General features: G+C 68.0%; 12 protein-coding genes. 11 read left to right on the plus strand and 1 reads right to left on the minus strand.

Going from position 1 to position 15,613, the window contains the following annotated elements; all coding sequences use genetic code 11:
• Positions 1 to 267: 267 nt before the first annotated feature.
• The 11 genes from OG379_RS25220 to OG379_RS25270 all read left to right on the plus strand — a co-directional run bounded on the left by OG379_RS25220 (position 268) and on the right by OG379_RS25270 (position 13,296).
• Positions 268 to 1,893 carry an ABC transporter substrate-binding protein gene (locus OG379_RS25220; RefSeq protein WP_401618506.1) on the plus strand — a complete coding sequence of 542 codons (1,626 nt, stop codon included), beginning with the start codon at positions 268 to 270 and terminating at the stop codon, positions 1,891 to 1,893.
• A gap of 122 nt (positions 1,894 to 2,015) precedes the next feature.
• Positions 2,016 to 2,945: an ABC transporter permease gene (locus tag OG379_RS25225; protein ID WP_405665293.1), complete on the plus strand. Its 930-nt coding sequence runs from the start codon at positions 2,016 to 2,018 to the stop codon at positions 2,943 to 2,945.
• Positions 2,938 to 3,879, plus strand: a complete 942-nt coding sequence (locus OG379_RS25230) for an ABC transporter permease (RefSeq protein WP_401513801.1) — start codon at positions 2,938 to 2,940, stop codon at positions 3,877 to 3,879. The genes OG379_RS25225 and OG379_RS25230 overlap by 8 nt, the downstream gene beginning before the upstream one ends.
• 11 nt (positions 3,880 to 3,890) lie before the next feature.
• Entirely contained in the window at positions 3,891 to 4,949 is a 1,059-nt protein-coding gene (locus OG379_RS25235; protein ID WP_387387423.1) for an ABC transporter ATP-binding protein, read from the plus strand.
• Positions 4,942 to 6,084 (plus strand): ABC transporter ATP-binding protein, encoded by a 1,143-nt coding sequence (locus OG379_RS25240; RefSeq protein ID WP_393764364.1) that lies wholly within the window; start codon positions 4,942 to 4,944, stop codon positions 6,082 to 6,084. The genes OG379_RS25235 and OG379_RS25240 overlap by 8 nt, the downstream gene beginning before the upstream one ends.
• A gap of 163 nt (positions 6,085 to 6,247) precedes the next feature.
• Positions 6,248 to 7,876: an ABC transporter substrate-binding protein gene (locus tag OG379_RS25245; protein WP_405665294.1), complete on the plus strand. Its 1,629-nt coding sequence runs from the start codon at positions 6,248 to 6,250 to the stop codon at positions 7,874 to 7,876.
• A 93-nt stretch (positions 7,877 to 7,969) separates the two neighbouring features.
• Complete coding sequence (locus OG379_RS25250; RefSeq protein WP_393764360.1) at positions 7,970 to 8,893, plus strand: ABC transporter permease; 924 nt, start codon at positions 7,970 to 7,972, stop codon at positions 8,891 to 8,893.
• On the plus strand, positions 8,886 to 9,878 hold the full coding sequence (locus OG379_RS25255; RefSeq protein ID WP_405665295.1) for an ABC transporter permease: 993 nt from the start codon (positions 8,886 to 8,888) through the stop codon (positions 9,876 to 9,878). Before OG379_RS25250 ends, OG379_RS25255 begins: the two co-directional genes overlap by 8 nt.
• Positions 9,879 to 9,891: 13 nt before the next feature.
• The gene (locus tag OG379_RS25260; RefSeq protein ID WP_405665297.1) at positions 9,892 to 10,869 is read left to right on the plus strand and encodes an ABC transporter ATP-binding protein; all 978 of its coding nucleotides are present in this window, start codon (positions 9,892 to 9,894) and stop codon (positions 10,867 to 10,869) included.
• Positions 10,859 to 11,995: an ABC transporter ATP-binding protein gene (locus OG379_RS25265; RefSeq protein WP_393764354.1), complete on the plus strand. Its 1,137-nt coding sequence runs from the start codon at positions 10,859 to 10,861 to the stop codon at positions 11,993 to 11,995. Before OG379_RS25260 ends, OG379_RS25265 begins: the two co-directional genes overlap by 11 nt.
• A gap of 206 nt (positions 11,996 to 12,201) precedes the next feature.
• Positions 12,202 to 13,296, plus strand: coding sequence for a hypothetical protein (locus OG379_RS25270; RefSeq protein ID WP_405665299.1), 1,095 nt, complete (start codon positions 12,202 to 12,204; stop codon positions 13,294 to 13,296).
• Between the two features lie 30 nt (positions 13,297 to 13,326).
• On the opposite strand, the gene OG379_RS25275 is transcribed toward OG379_RS25270, so the two are convergent.
• On the minus strand, positions 13,327 to 15,453 hold the full coding sequence (locus tag OG379_RS25275) for an alpha/beta fold hydrolase (RefSeq protein ID WP_405665301.1): 2,127 nt from the start codon (positions 15,451 to 15,453) through the stop codon (positions 13,327 to 13,329).
• Positions 15,454 to 15,613 lie beyond the last annotated feature (160 nt).

A 15,613-nucleotide genomic window follows, 5' to 3' on the forward strand; every position in this document is an offset into this window, starting at 1 on the left:
GGGTGTCTGTCTGGGATCACTTTGTCCGGATTTCGGGCAACCATGGCTTCTCGATGTTGTCAAACCGAGACCCTTTAAGTGTGGTTTACAGCCCGGTGTTCCTTAATAGTTGGCTCCATTGAGCTCGGGTCAATGGGTCGGCGCACTGTGGGGAGTGCGGACTCACGAGCACACTCGGGGCACTGCAAACGATCGCCGTCAGGGGTGTCGGTGGATCTGTCCAGTGCCCCTCTTGTAGTCAAAAGTGGACTCATGAGGAGGAAACCCATGCGCGGTGCCAAGAGCGCCAAGTGGGTCGCGGGAGCGGCAATCATCGCCCTGGCCGCGACTGCCTGTGGCGGGGGCGACAGTGACGACAGCAGCAATGCCTCGAAGGAGAAGGGCAAGCCCGCGGGCTACGTCTCCATCGACGTCGGTGAGCCGCAGAAGCCGCTGATCCCGGCCGACACCAACGAGTCGCTCGGCAGCTACGTCATCCAGTCGCTGTTCACCCAGCTCCTGGACTTCGACGCGGACGGCAACATCGTCTACACGAACGCCGAGTCCGTGAAGTCGACGGACAACAAGACGTGGACGGTCAAGCTCAAGTCCGGCTGGAAGTTCCACGACGGCACCCCGGTCACGTCCGAGTCCTACATCAAGGCTTGGAACTGGTACGCCAACAGCAAGAACGCCCAGCAGAACGCGTTCTGGTTCGAGGACATCAAGGGCTACGCGGACGTGCACCCCGAGAAGGGTGACCCCAAGGCCACGGAGATGTCCGGTCTGAAGGCGGTCGACGACACGACCTTCACGATCGAGCTCAACAACGCGGTGCCGTACTACGAGTACAAGCTCGGCTACACCACCTTCGCCCCGCTGCCCGAGGTGTTCTACAAGGACACCAAGGCGTTCGGCCAGGCCCCGGTCGGTAACGGTCCCTACATCTTCGAGAAGTGGGACCACAAGAAGCTCATCCAGGTCAAGGCCAACCCTGACTACCAGGGCCCGAACAAGGCCAAGAACAAGGGTGTCCTCTTCAAGAACTACGCGACCGTCGAGGCCGCGTACCAGGACCTCCTCTCCGGCAACCTGGACATGATTCGCCAGGTCGGCCCGAAGGACCTGCCGAAGTACAAGACGGACCTCGGTGACCGCGCGATCGACGAGCCGTACGCGGCCATCCAGTCGATCGTCCCGACGTTCTACTCGAAGACCTTCAAGGACATCGACCCGAAGGTCCTCCAGGGTCTGTCGATGGGCATCGACCGCGACACGATCACCAAGACCGTGCTCAACGGCACCCGCAAGCCCGCCACCAGCTTCACGCCTCCGGGCGTCGCCGGCAACCAGGACCTGGGCACCGACGTGTTCAAGTTCGACGCGGCCAAGGCGAAGCAGCTCGTCACCGAGGGCGGCGGCGTTCCGGACAACAAGATCTGGATCCAGTACAACGCCGACGGTGGCCACAAGGAGTGGGTGACCGCGGTCTGCGAGTCCATCCGCAACTCGACCGGGGTCGACTGTGTCCCGGACGCCAAGCCGGACTTCCAGACCGACCTGGAGGCGCGTGACAACGACCAGGTCAAGTCGATGTACCGCGGTGGCTGGGTTGCCGACTACCCCGTGAACGTCAACTTCATGCGGGAGCTGTACGGCACCACGGCCGAGGCCAACAACGGCCGGTTCTCCGACAAGGAGGTCGACGCGGCCTTCAAGAAGGGCGACAACGCGAAGACCCTGGACGAGTCGATCAAGGCTTACCAGGACGCGGAGAAGCTCCTCCTGGACAAGATGCCGGCGATCCCGCTCTGGGAGTACAAGACCAACGGTGGCTACTCGAAGGCTGTCGACAACGTGACGATCGACTTCCACGGTGACTACAACATCACCGAAGTCACGGTCAACAAGTAACACACGCCTGAGGGCCCCCACTCGGCCATCAGCCGCCCACACCAGGCAGTAGGTCCCGGGGGGCCGCTCTCCGTAACCGGAGGGCGGCCCCTGGGCTGCTTTATCCCTAATCGGAGGCAAACATGGGGCGTTACGTCGCGCGGCGACTGCTCCAGATGATCCCGGTCTTCCTCGGGTCAACCTTGCTGGTCTTCGCCATGATGTACGCGCTGCCCGGCGACCCCGTGCGCGCGCTCGCAGGCGAACAGGCCGTCGACCCCACGCAGATCGCGGAAATGAAGAAGGAGCTCGGGCTCGACCTGCCGCTCTGGCACCAGTACTGGAACTACCTCGTGAACCTGTTCCAGGGTGATTTCGGCACACAGATCGCCAGTGGGCGACCCGTCGCCGACATCATTTCGGAAGCGTTCCCGATCACCGTCCGGCTGGCCCTGTTTGCCTTCATCTTCACGGTCGTCGTCGGTATCTCCATGGGCATCTTCGCGGGCCTGAAGGCCGACACCCTTCGCGACCGCGGTCTGCTCGTCCTGACGCTCCTGCTCATCTCGGTCCCCTCGTTCGTGCTGGGCTTCCTCGGCCAGTACCTCTTCGCCTTCCAGCTCGGCTGGGTCGAACCCAACGTGAGCCTCGAGGCGAGTTCGAGTGAGCTGATCCTGCCCGCGGTCGTCCTCGGGTCCTTGTCGCTCGCCTACGTGGCGCGACTGACCCGCACCTCGGTCGCGGAGAACCTGCGCTCCGACTACATGCGCACCGCCGTGGCCAAGGGGCTGCCGCGCCGTCGCATCATCGGCGTCCACCTGATGCGCAACTCGCTGATCCCCGTGGTCACCTTCCTCGGCACCGACCTCGGTGCCCTGCTGGGCGGGGCCGTCGTCACCGAGGGCATCTTCAACATCAAGGGCGTCGGCTACAACGTCTTCGACGCGCTCCGGCACCGCGAAGGCGCCACCGTCGTCGGCATCGTGACGCTGATCGTCGTCGTCTATCTCATCGCCAGCCTGGTCGTCGACCTGCTCTACGCGGTCCTGGACCCGAGGATCCGTTATGCCTGAGACGCTCAAGGAAGCCACCCCGGACACGCCCGGGGCCGTGGCGGCACCCGCCGCCGCCTCACCGGTCGGCAAGCCCCGCAGCCTGTGGTCGGACGCCTGGCACGACCTGCGGCGCAGCCCGCTGTTCGTCGTCTCGGCCGTCCTGATCTTCTTCCTGCTGGTGATGGCGATATTCCCCGGCCTGTTCACCGGCGCCGACCCGCGCTACGCGGACCTGGCCCACCACTACCTGCAGAAGCCCAAGTGGGGGAACTTCTTCCAGGAGGACTGGTTCGGGTACGACATCCAGGGGCGCTCGATCTACGCGCGTGTCGTCTACGGTGCCCGTGCCTCGATCACCGTCGCCGTCGTCGTCACCGCCCTGGTCACGATCCTGGGCACCGTGGTCGGCATGCTCGCCGGTTACTTCGGCGGCTGGATCGACACGATCCTGTCCCGGGTCACCGACATCTTCTTCGGCGTGCCCTTCATCCTCGGCGCGATGGTCGTCCTGACCTCGTTCGAGGAGCGCAAGATCTGGGTCGTCATCCTGGCCCTGGCCTTCCTCGGCTGGACCCAGATCGCCCGTGTCGCGCGCGGCTCGGTGCTGACGATCAAGCAGGCCGACTACGTGATGGCGGCCAAGGCGCTCGGCGCCTCGACCACCCGCATCCTGCTCCGGCACATCCTGCCCAACGCGATCGCCCCTGTGATCGTCGTCGCGACCATCGCGCTCGGCGGTTACATCTCGGCCGAGGCGACCCTGTCCTTCCTGGGCATCGGGCTCGCCGAACCGACCGTGTCGTGGGGTGTCGACATCTCCTCCGGCCAGGAGCAGCTGCGTAACGCCGCGTTCGTCCTGATCATCCCGTCGGTCATGGTGTCGATCACCGTTCTGGCGTTCATCATGCTCGGCGATGCGGTGCGCAACGCCCTCGATCCCAAGCTGCGCTGAGGGAGGCGTACATGACCATCATCGACAAGACGGCGGATGTTCCTGCTCCGCGTGGTTCGAACGACGAGAGCGGCCCGCTGCTCGAAGTCCGCGACCTGCACGTGGAGTTCCACACCCGCGACGGCGTCGCCAAGGCCGTCAACGGAGTCAACTACAGCGTCAGCGCCGGCGAGACCCTCGCCGTGCTCGGCGAGTCCGGCTCCGGCAAGTCCGTGACCGCTCAGGCGATCATGGGCATCCTGGACATGCCTCCGGGCCGCATCCCCAAGGGTGAGATCTTCTTCCGCGGCCAGGACATGCTCAAGATGTCCAACGAGGAGCGCCGGCAGATCCGCGGCCAGAAGATCGCCATGATCTTCCAGGACGCGCTCTCCTCGCTGAACCCGGTCCTCTCCGTGGGCTACCAGCTCGGCGAGATGTTCCGCGTGCACCAGGGCCTCTCCAAGAAGGAGGCCAAGGCCAAGGCCATCGCGCTGATGGACCGCGTGCGCATCCCGGCGGCCAAGGAGCGGGTCAACGACTACCCGCACATGTTCTCCGGCGGTATGCGCCAGCGCATCATGATCGCGATGGCGCTTGCCCTGGAGCCCGACCTGATCATCGCGGACGAGCCCACCACGGCGCTCGACGTGACCGTCCAGGCGCAGGTCATGGACCTGCTCGCGGAGCTCCAGCGCGACTTCAACATGGGCCTGATCCTGATCACGCACGACCTCGGCGTGGTCGCCGACGTCGCCGACAAGATCGCCGTGATGTACGCGGGCCGGATCGTCGAGACCGCTCCGGTCCACGAGATCTACAAGCGCCCCGCGCACCCGTACACCAAGGGCCTGCTGGAGTCGATCCCGCGCCTGGACCAGAAGGGCCAGGAGCTCTACGCGATCAAGGGCCTGCCGCCCAACCTGCTGCACGTGCCGTCCGGCTGCGCCTTCAACCCGCGCTGCACGATGGCGCAGGACATCTGCCGTACGGACATCCCGGCGCTGCGCCCGGTGACCGAGCAGGACGGCACCGAGCTGGTCGGCCGCGGCAGCGCCTGCCACTTCTGGAAGGAGACGATCCATGGCTGACCTCGACAAGGGGTCCGTGGACGCCACCCCGAACGTCACCGAAGTGGCGACGGTCAACGCGAGCACCGAGTCCGAGGCCGTCGCGGCCATCGACGCGCCGGTCTCGCAGGGGGAGCCGATCCTCCAGGTGCGCAACCTGGTCAAGCACTTCCCGCTGACCCAGGGCATCCTGTTCAAGAAGCAGGTCGGCGCGGTCAAGGCCGTGGACGGGATCTCCTTCGATCTCTACCAGGGCGAGACGCTCGGCATCGTGGGCGAGTCCGGCTGTGGCAAGTCCACGGTCGCCAAGCTCCTGATGACGCTGGAGCGGGCCACCGCCGGTGAGGTCTTCTACAAGGGCCAGGACATCACCAAGCTGTCCGGCCGTGCGCTGAAGGCCGTGCGCCGCAACATCCAGATGGTCTTCCAGGACCCCTACACCTCGCTGAACCCGCGTATGACGGTCGGCGACATCATCGGGGAGACCTTCGAGATCCACCCCGAGGCGGCCCCGAAGGGTGAGCGGCGCCGCAAGGTGCAGGACCTCCTGGACGTCGTCGGTCTGAACCCGGAGTACATCAACCGGTATCCGCACCAGTTCTCCGGCGGTCAGCGCCAGCGCATCGGGATCGCCCGGGGCCTCGCGCTCAACCCCGAGATCATCATCTGCGACGAGCCGGTCTCCGCGCTCGACGTGTCGGTGCAGGCGCAGGTCATCAACCTGATGGAGAAGCTCCAGGACGAGTTCAACCTCTCCTACCTCTTCATCGCGCACGACCTGTCGATCGTCCGGCACATCTCGGACCGGGTCGGCGTCATGTACCTCGGCAAGATGGCCGAGATCGGTACGGACACGCAGATCTACGACCACCCGACGCACCCCTACACCCAGGCGCTGCTGTCGGCGGTCCCCGTTCCGGACCCCGAGGCCCGTGACGGACGCGAGAGGATCATCCTCTCCGGTGACGTCCCGTCGCCGGCGAACCCGCCGTCCGGCTGCCGCTTCCGTACGCGGTGCTGGAAGGCCCAGGACAAGTGCGCCACCGAGGTGCCGCTGCTGGCCATCCCCGAGCGCTTCAAGGCCTCGGACACGCCCGCCGCGCACGAGTCGGCGTGCCACTTCGCCGAGGAGAAGGACGTCGTCCACGCGGCGTAGCACTCCGTCAGCCCGAACCAGGACGCCCGGCCCCGCGAGGGGCCGGGCGTCCTGGCGTTCCGGCGGCCTCCTACGGCGTACGGCGTATGCCGACATGCGACGGAGTGTCATATGGGGTGATATGGGGCATTGAGCCACTCAAGGGAACCCTAGGAGGCACTCCATGCGCGGAGCCACACAGGCCAGGTGGGCCGCATGCGCCGTCGCTGTCGCCCTGGCGGCCACGGCCTGCGGCGGCGGGGACAGCGGTGGCGGCGGTGGCGCCGACGGGATCGTGAGCTCGTCCTGGGGAGACCCGCAGAATCCGCTGGAACCGGCGAACACGAACGAGGTGCAGGGCGGCAAGGTCCTCGACATGGTCTTCCGCGGGCTCGTGCGCTACGACCCCAAGACCGGCGAGGCCAAGAACGAGATCGCCGAGAAGATCGAGTCGACGGACTCGCAGAACTTCACGATCACGATCAAGGACAACTGGACCTTCAGCAACGGCGAGAAGATCACCGCGAAGTCGTTCGTCGACGCCTGGAACTACGGCGCCGCTCTGAAGAACAACCAGAAGAACGCCTATTTCTTCCAGTACATCGACGGTTACGACAAGGTGCACCCGGAGTCGGGCTCCGCGTCCGCCACCACACTCTCCGGCCTCAAGGTGGTCAACGGCACGACCTTCACGGCCAAGCTGTCGCAGAAGTTCTCGCTCTGGCCCGACACCCTCGGCTACGCCGCGTTCGTGCCGCTGCCCAAGGTCTTCTACACCGACCACGACTCCTGGCTCTCCAAGCCCGTCGGCAACGGCCCGTACACGATCGACCAGTACGCCAAGGGCTCGTCGATGAACCTGCGCCGGTGGGACGACTACCCCGGCGCGGACAAGGCGCAGAACGGCGGTATCGACCTCAAGGTCTACACCGACAACAACACCGCCTACACCGACCTGACCGCGGGCAACCTCGACCTGGTCGACGACGTGCCGGCCTCGCAGCTCAAGAACGTCGAGGCGGACCTGGGCGACCGGTACATCAACACACCCGCCGGCATCATCCAGACGCTCGCCTTCCCGTTCTACGAGAAGGCCTGGAACACCCCGGACGCGATCAAGGTCCGCCAGGGCCTGTCCATGGCGATCAACCGGGCCCAGATCACCGACCAGATCTTCCAGAAGACCCGCACCCCCGCCTCCGACTGGACCTCTCCGGTCCTCGGCGAGGAGGGCGGCTTCAAGAAGGGCCTCTGCGGCCCCGCGTGCGAGTACGACAAGGCGGAGGCCAAGAAGCTGATCGAGGAGGGCGGCGGCATCCCCGGCGGCCAGCTCAAGATCTCGTACAACGCCGACACCGGCTCCCACAAGGAATGGGTCGACGCGGTGTGCAACAGCATCAACAACGTCATGGGCAACAACAAGGCGTGTGTCGGCGGGCCCGTCGGCACCTTCGCCGACTTCCGCAGCCAGGTCTCCACCCAGAAGCTGACCGGAGCCTGGCGCGCGGGCTGGCAGATGGACTACCCGCTGATCCAGAACTTCCTCCAGCCGCTCTACTACACCAACGCCCCGTCCAACGACGGCAAGTGGAGCAACCAGAAGTTCGACGACCTGGTCGACAAGGCCAACGCGGAGAGCGACAAGGCCAAGGCCGTCACCACCTTCCAGGACGCGGAGAAGGTGCTCGTCGAGCAGATGCCCGTCATTCCGCTCTGGTACCAGAACGGCAGCGCGGGCTACTCGGACAGGGTCGAGAACGTCTCGCTGAACCCCTTCAGCGTCCCGGTGTACGACCAGATCAAGGTCAAGTGACCCGCTGAAGCCGGGTGGCCGGTGCGGCGTACCGCACCGGCCACCCGGCTTTCCCGGCCCTCCGCCCGTACGCCCCGACCCCCGGAGCCCCTCATGGGACGTTATGTGATCCGGCGGCTGCTGCAGATGATCCCGGTCTTCTTCGGCACCACGCTGCTGATCTTCCTCATGGTGAACGTGATGGGCGACCCCATCGCGGGCCTCTGCGGCGACCGCCAGTGCGACCCCGCGACCGCCGCCCAGCTGCGCAGTGAGTTCGGCCTCGACAAGCCGGTCTGGCAGCAATACCTGACCTACATGGGCAACGTCTTCACCGGCGACTTCGGAACCGCGTTCAACGGCCAGAAGGTCACGGAGCTGATGGCCACCGCCTTCCCGATCACCATCCGGCTCACCATCGTCGCGATCGTGTTCGAGATCGTCATCGGCATCAGCCTCGGCGTCGTCACCGGCCTGCGCCGGGGCCGGCCCGTCGACACCACGGTGCTGATCCTGACGCTGGTCGTCATCTCCGTACCGACGTTCGTCACCGGCCTGCTGCTCCAGCTCCTCCTCGGAGTGGAGTGGGGCATCATCAAGCCGTCCGTCTCCTCGGAGGCCCCGGTCGACGAACTCATCGTGCCCGGCCTGGTCCTGGCCTCCGTCTCCCTGGCCTACGTCACCCGGCTCACCCGTACGTCGATCGCCGAGAACGCCCGCGCCGACTACGTCCGCACCGCCGTCGCCAAGGGCCTCCCCAGACGCCGCGTGGTCGTGCGGCACCTGCTGCGCAACTCCCTGATCCCCGTCGTCACCTTCATCGGCACGGACGTGGGCGCCCTGATGGGCGGGGCGATCGTCACCGAGCGCATCTTCAACATCCACGGAGTCGGCTACCAGCTCTACCAGGGGATCCTGCGGCAGAACTCCCAGACCGTCGTCGGGTTCGTCACCGTCCTGGTCCTCGTCTTCCTGGCGGCCAACCTGATCGTCGACCTCCTGTACGCCGTACTCGACCCGAGGATCCGCTATGCCTGAGCAGAAGCCGTGGGACGAGACGACGGGAAGCGGAGCGATCTCGGGTGCCGGCGCGGGCGGGGCGATGGACCTCGCCATGGACGAGGGCACCACGCTGGAGAAGACGCCCGGCGGCCCCGAGGGCACCGGGCCCACCGGCAAGCCGCGCAGCCTGTGGTCTGACGCCTGGCGGGACCTGCGCCGCAACCCGGTCTTCATCATCTCCGGGCTGGTGATCCTCTTCCTGGTGATCATCTCGATCTGGCCGTCGCTGATCGCCGACCAGGACCCCCTCAACTGCGACCTGGCCAAGGCCCAGGAGGGCTCCCAGCCCGGACACCCCTTCGGCTTCGACGGACAGGGCTGCGACGTCTACACCCGCACCGTCTACGGCGCGCGGACCTCGGTGTCCGTCGGCGTCCTCTCCACCCTCGGGGTCTCGCTGCTCGGGGGCGTGCTGGGCGGCCTCGCCGGCTTCTTCGGCGGGACCTGGGACGCCGTGCTCTCCCGCATCACGGACGTCTTCTTCGGCATCCCCGTGGTCCTCGGCGGGCTGGTCTTCCTGTCCGTCGTCACCAGCTCCACCGTCTGGCCCGTGATCGGCTTCATCGTGCTGCTGGGCTGGCCCCAGATCGCACGAATCGCGCGCGGCTCCGTCATCACCGCCAAACAGAACGACTACGTCCAGGCCGCCCGGGCGCTGGGCGCCTCGAACTCGCGGATGATGCTCCGGCACATCACCCCCAACGCCATCGCCCCGGTGATCGTCGTCGCGACCATCGCCCTCGGTACGTACATCTCGCTGGAGGCGACCCTCTCGTTCCTCGGGGTGGGCCTGAAGCCGCCGGCGGTCTCCTGGGGGATCGACATCTCCGCCGCCTCCCAGTACATCCGCAACGCCCCGCACATGCTGCTCTGGCCGGCCGGGGCGCTGGCGATCACCGTGCTCGCCTTCATCATGCTCGGCGACGCGGTGCGCGACGCCCTCGACCCCAAGCTGCGCTGAGGAGTCCGCTGCCATGTTGCTCGAAGTGCGCGATCTGCACGTGGAGTTCCACACCCGGGACGGTGTGGCCAAGGCCGTCAACGGGGTCAACTACTCGGTGTCCGAGGGGGAGACGCTCGCCGTCCTCGGCGAGTCCGGCTCGGGCAAGTCCGTCACCGCCCAGGCGATCATGGGCATCCTCGACATGCCGCCCGGGAAGATCAGCGGGGGCGAGATCCTCTTCAAGGACCGCGACCTGCTGAAGCTCAAGAACGAGGAGCGCCGGCGGATCCGCGGTCAGGAGATGGCCATGATCTTCCAGGACGCGCTGTCCTCGCTGAATCCGGTCCTCAGCGTGGGCGCGCAGCTCGGCGAGATGTTCGTCGTGCACCGCGGGATGTCACGGGGTGACGCGAAGGTCAAGGCGATCGAGCTGATGGACCGGGTGCGCATCCCGGCGGCCCGGCAGCGGGTGGGCGACTTCCCCCACCAGTTCTCCGGCGGTATGCGCCAGCGCATCATGATCGCGATGGCGCTGGCCCTGGAGCCCGACCTGATCATCGCCGACGAACCGACCACCGCCCTCGACGTGACCGTCCAGGCCCAGGTGATGGACCTGCTCGCGGAGCTGCAGCGCGAGCTCAACATGGGCCTCATCCTCATCACCCACGACCTCGGCGTGGTCGCCGACGTCGCCGACAAGATCGCCGTGATGTACGCCGGCCGGATCGTCGAGACCTCGCCCGTCCACGAGATCTACAAGGCGCCGGCCCACCCGTACACCAAGGGCCTGCTGAGGTCGATCCCGCGCCTGGACCAGAAGGGCCAGGAGTTGTACGCGATCAAGGGGCTCCCGCCCAACCTGCTGCACATCCCCCCGGGCTGCGCCTTCCACCCGCGCTGCCCCATGGCGCAGGCCGTCTGCCGCACGGACGTGCCGCCGCTCTACACCGTGGACGAGGAACGCCGGAGCGCCTGCCACTTCTGGAAGGAGACGCTCGATGCACGCTGACGAGACGGGCCGCGGGGGCGGCGGTTCCACGCTCCAGGCCGAGGCGCCCGTACGCCCGTACGCCGAGGGCGACCCGATCCTGGAGGTGCGCGGGCTGGTCAAGCACTACCCGCTGACCCGGGGCATCCTCTTCAAGAAGCAGATCGGCGCGGTCAAGGCCGTCGACGGTGTGGACTTCGACCTCGCGGCGGGCGAGACGCTCGGCATCGTGGGGGAGTCCGGCTGCGGCAAGTCGACCGTCGCCAAGATGCTCGTCCACCTGGAGCCGCCGACGGGGGGCTCGATCCGCTACAAGGGCGAGGACGTCACCAAGCTGTCCGGCCGTGCGCTGAAGGCCGTGCGCCGCAACATCCAGATGGTCTTCCAGGATCCGTACACCTCGCTGAACCCGCGTATGACGGTCGGCGACATCATCGGGGAGCCGTACGAGATCCACCCCGAGGTGGCGCCCAAGGGGAGCCGCCGGCAGAAGGTGCAGGACCTGCTCGACGTCGTCGGTCTGAACCCGGAGTACATCAACCGGTATCCGCACCAGTTCTCCGGCGGTCAGCGCCAGCGCATCGGCATCGCCCGGGGCCTCGCGCTCAACCCCGAGATCATCGTCGCCGACGAGCCGGTCTCCGCGCTCGACGTGTCCGTCCAGGCCCAGGTCGTCAACCTGCTGGACCGGCTGCAGACCGAATTCGACCTGAGCTTCCTCTTCATCGCGCACGACCTGTCGATCGTCCGGCACATCTCCGACCGGGTCGGCGTCATGTACCTGGGCAGGATCGTCGAGATCGGCACGGACGAGGAGATCTACGACCACCCGACGCACCCCTACACCCAGGCGCTGCTGTCGGCCGTCCCGGTGCCCGACCCGACGGCCCGCGAGCACCGCGAACGGATCATCCTCCACGGTGACGTGCCCTCCCCGGCGAACATCCCGTCCGGCTGCCGCTTCCGCACCCGGTGCTGGAAGGCGCAGGAGCGGTGCGAGCTGGAGGTGCCGCTGCTGGCGGTCCCGGCGGTCTTCCGGGACACGGTGACGCCGGCCCGGCACGACTCGGCGTGCCACTTCGCCGAGGAGAAGCAGGTGGTGCCGCCGGAGGACCTGCGGGAGAGCCCCGAGGACGACAAAGGATGATAAATGAGCCTCATGTTCGTTAACACAGAGGCAACTTGACCGTCGTCGCACCGATATACGGACCTCTCACCATAGAGAGCGTACGGCCGTGCGGGTGCCGTGGACCGGCCGGGGCGTTCATCACGTCGCCCCGGCCGGTTACCCGTTCCCGCCCTTCCCCAGAGGTCCCCTTGTCCATCGGCGGACCGCGGTGGAGTATCGCCGGTGTGATACTCACGCGGGGAGCCAGAATCACCGGAGCGGTGCTGTGCGCCGTGCTCGCGGCCGTCGTCGCGGCATGGATCGTGCGGGATCTCCGGGCCGTCGGCGACGTATCGGTCCTCCTGCGCTACTGGGCCGGTTACACGGACGGGTGGCCGAAGGCACTGCCGGCCACCCTCCAGGCCGATCCGGTGCTGCTCGTCGTCTACGTCCTCGCCCTGATCGCCGCGCTGCGCTCCTCGGTCGCCGCTTCCACACTGGTCGTCACCGGCCTGGTCACACTCGTCCTGAGGCTGCCGGGTGTCTGGACCATCGGATCGTCCTGGATGGACGGGCGGTTCGGCGACGAACTGCGCACCCGCGCCCTCATCGGCACCTTCGTCGCCCTGGCCGCCGGCCTCGCGCTCGTCGTCACCGGAGCCGCGGGCCGCAGACAGCCTGAGGGCACCTACGAGCCACTGCCCACCCGGCCCGGACGCGGCGCCGGGGTCACGGCCTTCATGGTGCTCGGCACCTCGGGGGCGGTCCTGATCGCCTGGGAGATCCGCCAGCTCTTCACCCTCCCCGACGCGATCTATCCCGCCTGGTTCATCGGCGGAAAGGCCCTCACGCTCGGGCTCACGGCAACACCGCCCGGCTGGAGCAGCATCGCGCTCGGGACGGCCTGCCTCGTGGTGGCCTGGACCGCGCTCTTCCGCGCCGTCCACGCCCGTCCGCTCGGCATGATCGTCTCCGGATTCCTGCTGGCCTCCGGCGGCTGCGGAATCGCCCGCGTCCTCGACAACGGGTGGCTGGAGGACTTCGGCGGGGTGCCGGTCGAGCAGCAGCTCAGCATGCTCACCTCGTTCCTCCTCGCCTTCGCCGGGGCCGCGGCACTCCTCGTCCTGGCACGCAGGGGCTTCGAGAGCACCGACGGGCAGGACGAGGGGTACGGCGGCTACGGCTACCCGCAGACCGGGGCGCAGGGTTACGGCTATCCGCAGACCGGGGCGCCCGGCTACGGCTACCCGCAGGCCGACACGCCCCGATACGGCTATCCGCAGAGCGGCGGCGGGCCGGGCAACCCGCCGCCGCCCGCGTCCCCGCCGCCCGGCTGGTGACGACCGGGACCCAGAGGCTCCGCCCGGGGCCTACGCCCTGGACAGCCCCAGGGACCGCCGGAGGAAGTCCACCTGGAGCAGCAGCAGGTTCTCGGCCACCTGCTCCTGCGGGGTCATGTGCGTCACCCCGCTCAGCGGCAGCACCTCGTGCGGGCGTCCGGCGGACAGCAGCGCGGACGAGAGCCGCAGCGCGTGCGCGACCACCACGTTGTCGTCGGCCAGACCGTGGACGATCATCATCGGCCGCACCGTGCCGGCCGGCTCGGAAAGCCCCTCGTCCGTGACCAGGGAGTTGCGGGCGTACACCTCGGGCCGGGTCGTGGGGTCGCCGAGATAGCGCTCGGTGTAGTGGGTGTCGTACAGCCGCCAGTCCGTCACCGGAGCGCCGACGACGGCCGCGTGGAAGACATCGGGGCGCCGCAGCACCGCGAGTGCCGAGAGATAGCCGCCGTACGACCAGCCCCGCATGGCCACCTTGGAGAGATCCAGCGGGAAGCGCCCGGCCAGGGCGTGCAGCGCCTCGACCTGGTCGTCCAGGGTGAGCGTGAGATCGTCCCGCACCGCCTTCTCCCAGCCGGGCGAACGGCCGGGCGCGCCCCGGCCGTCGGCGACGATCACGGCGAAGCCGTGGTCCGCGAACCACTGGGACGTGAGGTGCGGATTGTGAGCCGCGACCACCCGCCGGCCGTGCGGGCCGCCGTAGGGATCCATCAGGACCGGGAGCGGCCCGTCCGATTCCTTGTATCCGGTGGGGAGCAGCACGGCGCACGGGATCCGCCGTGCGCCCCCCTCCGTCAGCCGGACGTTCGCGGTCAGGACCGGCTCCTGGGCGAGATTCGCCACATCGGCGATCCGCTTGCCGTCCCGCAGCACCCGCACGACCGTTCCGGGGTGCTCCAGGGACGCCGACACCAGCACCGTCACGCCGCCCGCGCGCACCGCGGAGTGCACCCCGGAGCCCTCGCTGAGGCGCTCCACGCCCAGCTCGTTGACCCGGTACACATGGCTCTGCCCCGTCTCCGGGTCCGCCGCGCCCTCACCCGCGGTCGCCTGCACCAGGATGTCGGACTCCCCGATGTCCAGCACCGCCTGGATGTGCAGCTGGTCGCCGGTCAGCGGCCGGTCGCCGACCGAGAGCACCCGCGCGCCCCCCTCGTCGGCGACCCGCACGAGTCGCCCGTCGGGCGCCCAGGCGGGCACCCCGGCGAAAAGATCAAGCCACACGCCGTCCTCGTCGACGTGCACCGTGCGAGTCGCGCCGCTCTCCGTGTCAACGGCCAGATACAGCTGACTGCGCTGGTCACGGGCCTGCACCAGAAGCAGCGGGGCGCCGTGCGAGGACCAGTGGACCCGCGCCAGATAGGGGAAGCGGGACCGGTCCCAGACAACCTCCGTGCGGGTCCCGTCCAGGCTCATCACGAAGAGCCGCACCTCGGCGTTGGCCGTCCCCGCCGCCGGATAGGCCACCTCGGCCGGCTTGCTCCCGGGGTGTGCCGGATCGGCGATCCACCACCGCTGTACGGCGCTGTCGTCGCCCCGGGCGACGAGCAGGCGGTCCGAGTCCGGCGACCACCAGAAGCCGCGGTAGCGGCTCATCTCCTCGGCCGCGACGAACTCCGCCAGGCCGTACGTGATGTGCGCGTCCTCCGGCTCGGCGACCGGCCGGTCACCGTCGCCCTCCGCCCCCACGACGCGCAGCGCGCCCCGCGCCACGTAGGCGATGTGCCGGCCGTCGGGGGAGGGGCGCGGGTCGATCACCGGACCCGGTACGGGCAGGGCACGTGCCGTGCCCGCCCTCAACTCGGCGACGTACGCCTTCCCGGAGAGCGCGAAGGCCGCCAACTCGGCCGCGTCGTCCACCGCGTAGCCGACGATGCCCGCGGAGCCCTCCCGGGTCCGCTCGCGCCGCGCCCTCTCCTGGGGGGACAGCTTCTCCACCGAACCGCCCAGCAGGGTGCCGGGATCGGCCGCGATCCGCTCCTCGCCCGTCCCGGTGTCCAGCACCATGAGCCGGTTCGCCCGGTCGGTGCCGGAGGACGACCGGAGGAACAGCACCCGCGTCCCATCCGGTGAGACGGTGAAGGCGCGGGGTGCGCCGAGGGTGAACCGCTGAGTCCGGGCGTGCTGGCGGGGAAAGGTCAACTTCTGCGAGGTCATGGCCCCGAACCTAGCTGCAGACGACCGGTCCGTGCGCCCCTCGTGCTGCTGTGCCCCGATCAATGCGTCGGCACGGATAGTTATGATCCGTAGCGCTCGGTGGGTATGAACCTGCTGGCTCCATGTGTGCTGCCTGTCCCGACCGTACTGATGGAGGTGA

This window comes from Streptomyces sp. NBC_01166 (assembly GCF_045039765.1).
Classification (GTDB): domain Bacteria; phylum Actinomycetota; class Actinomycetes; order Streptomycetales; family Streptomycetaceae; genus Streptomyces.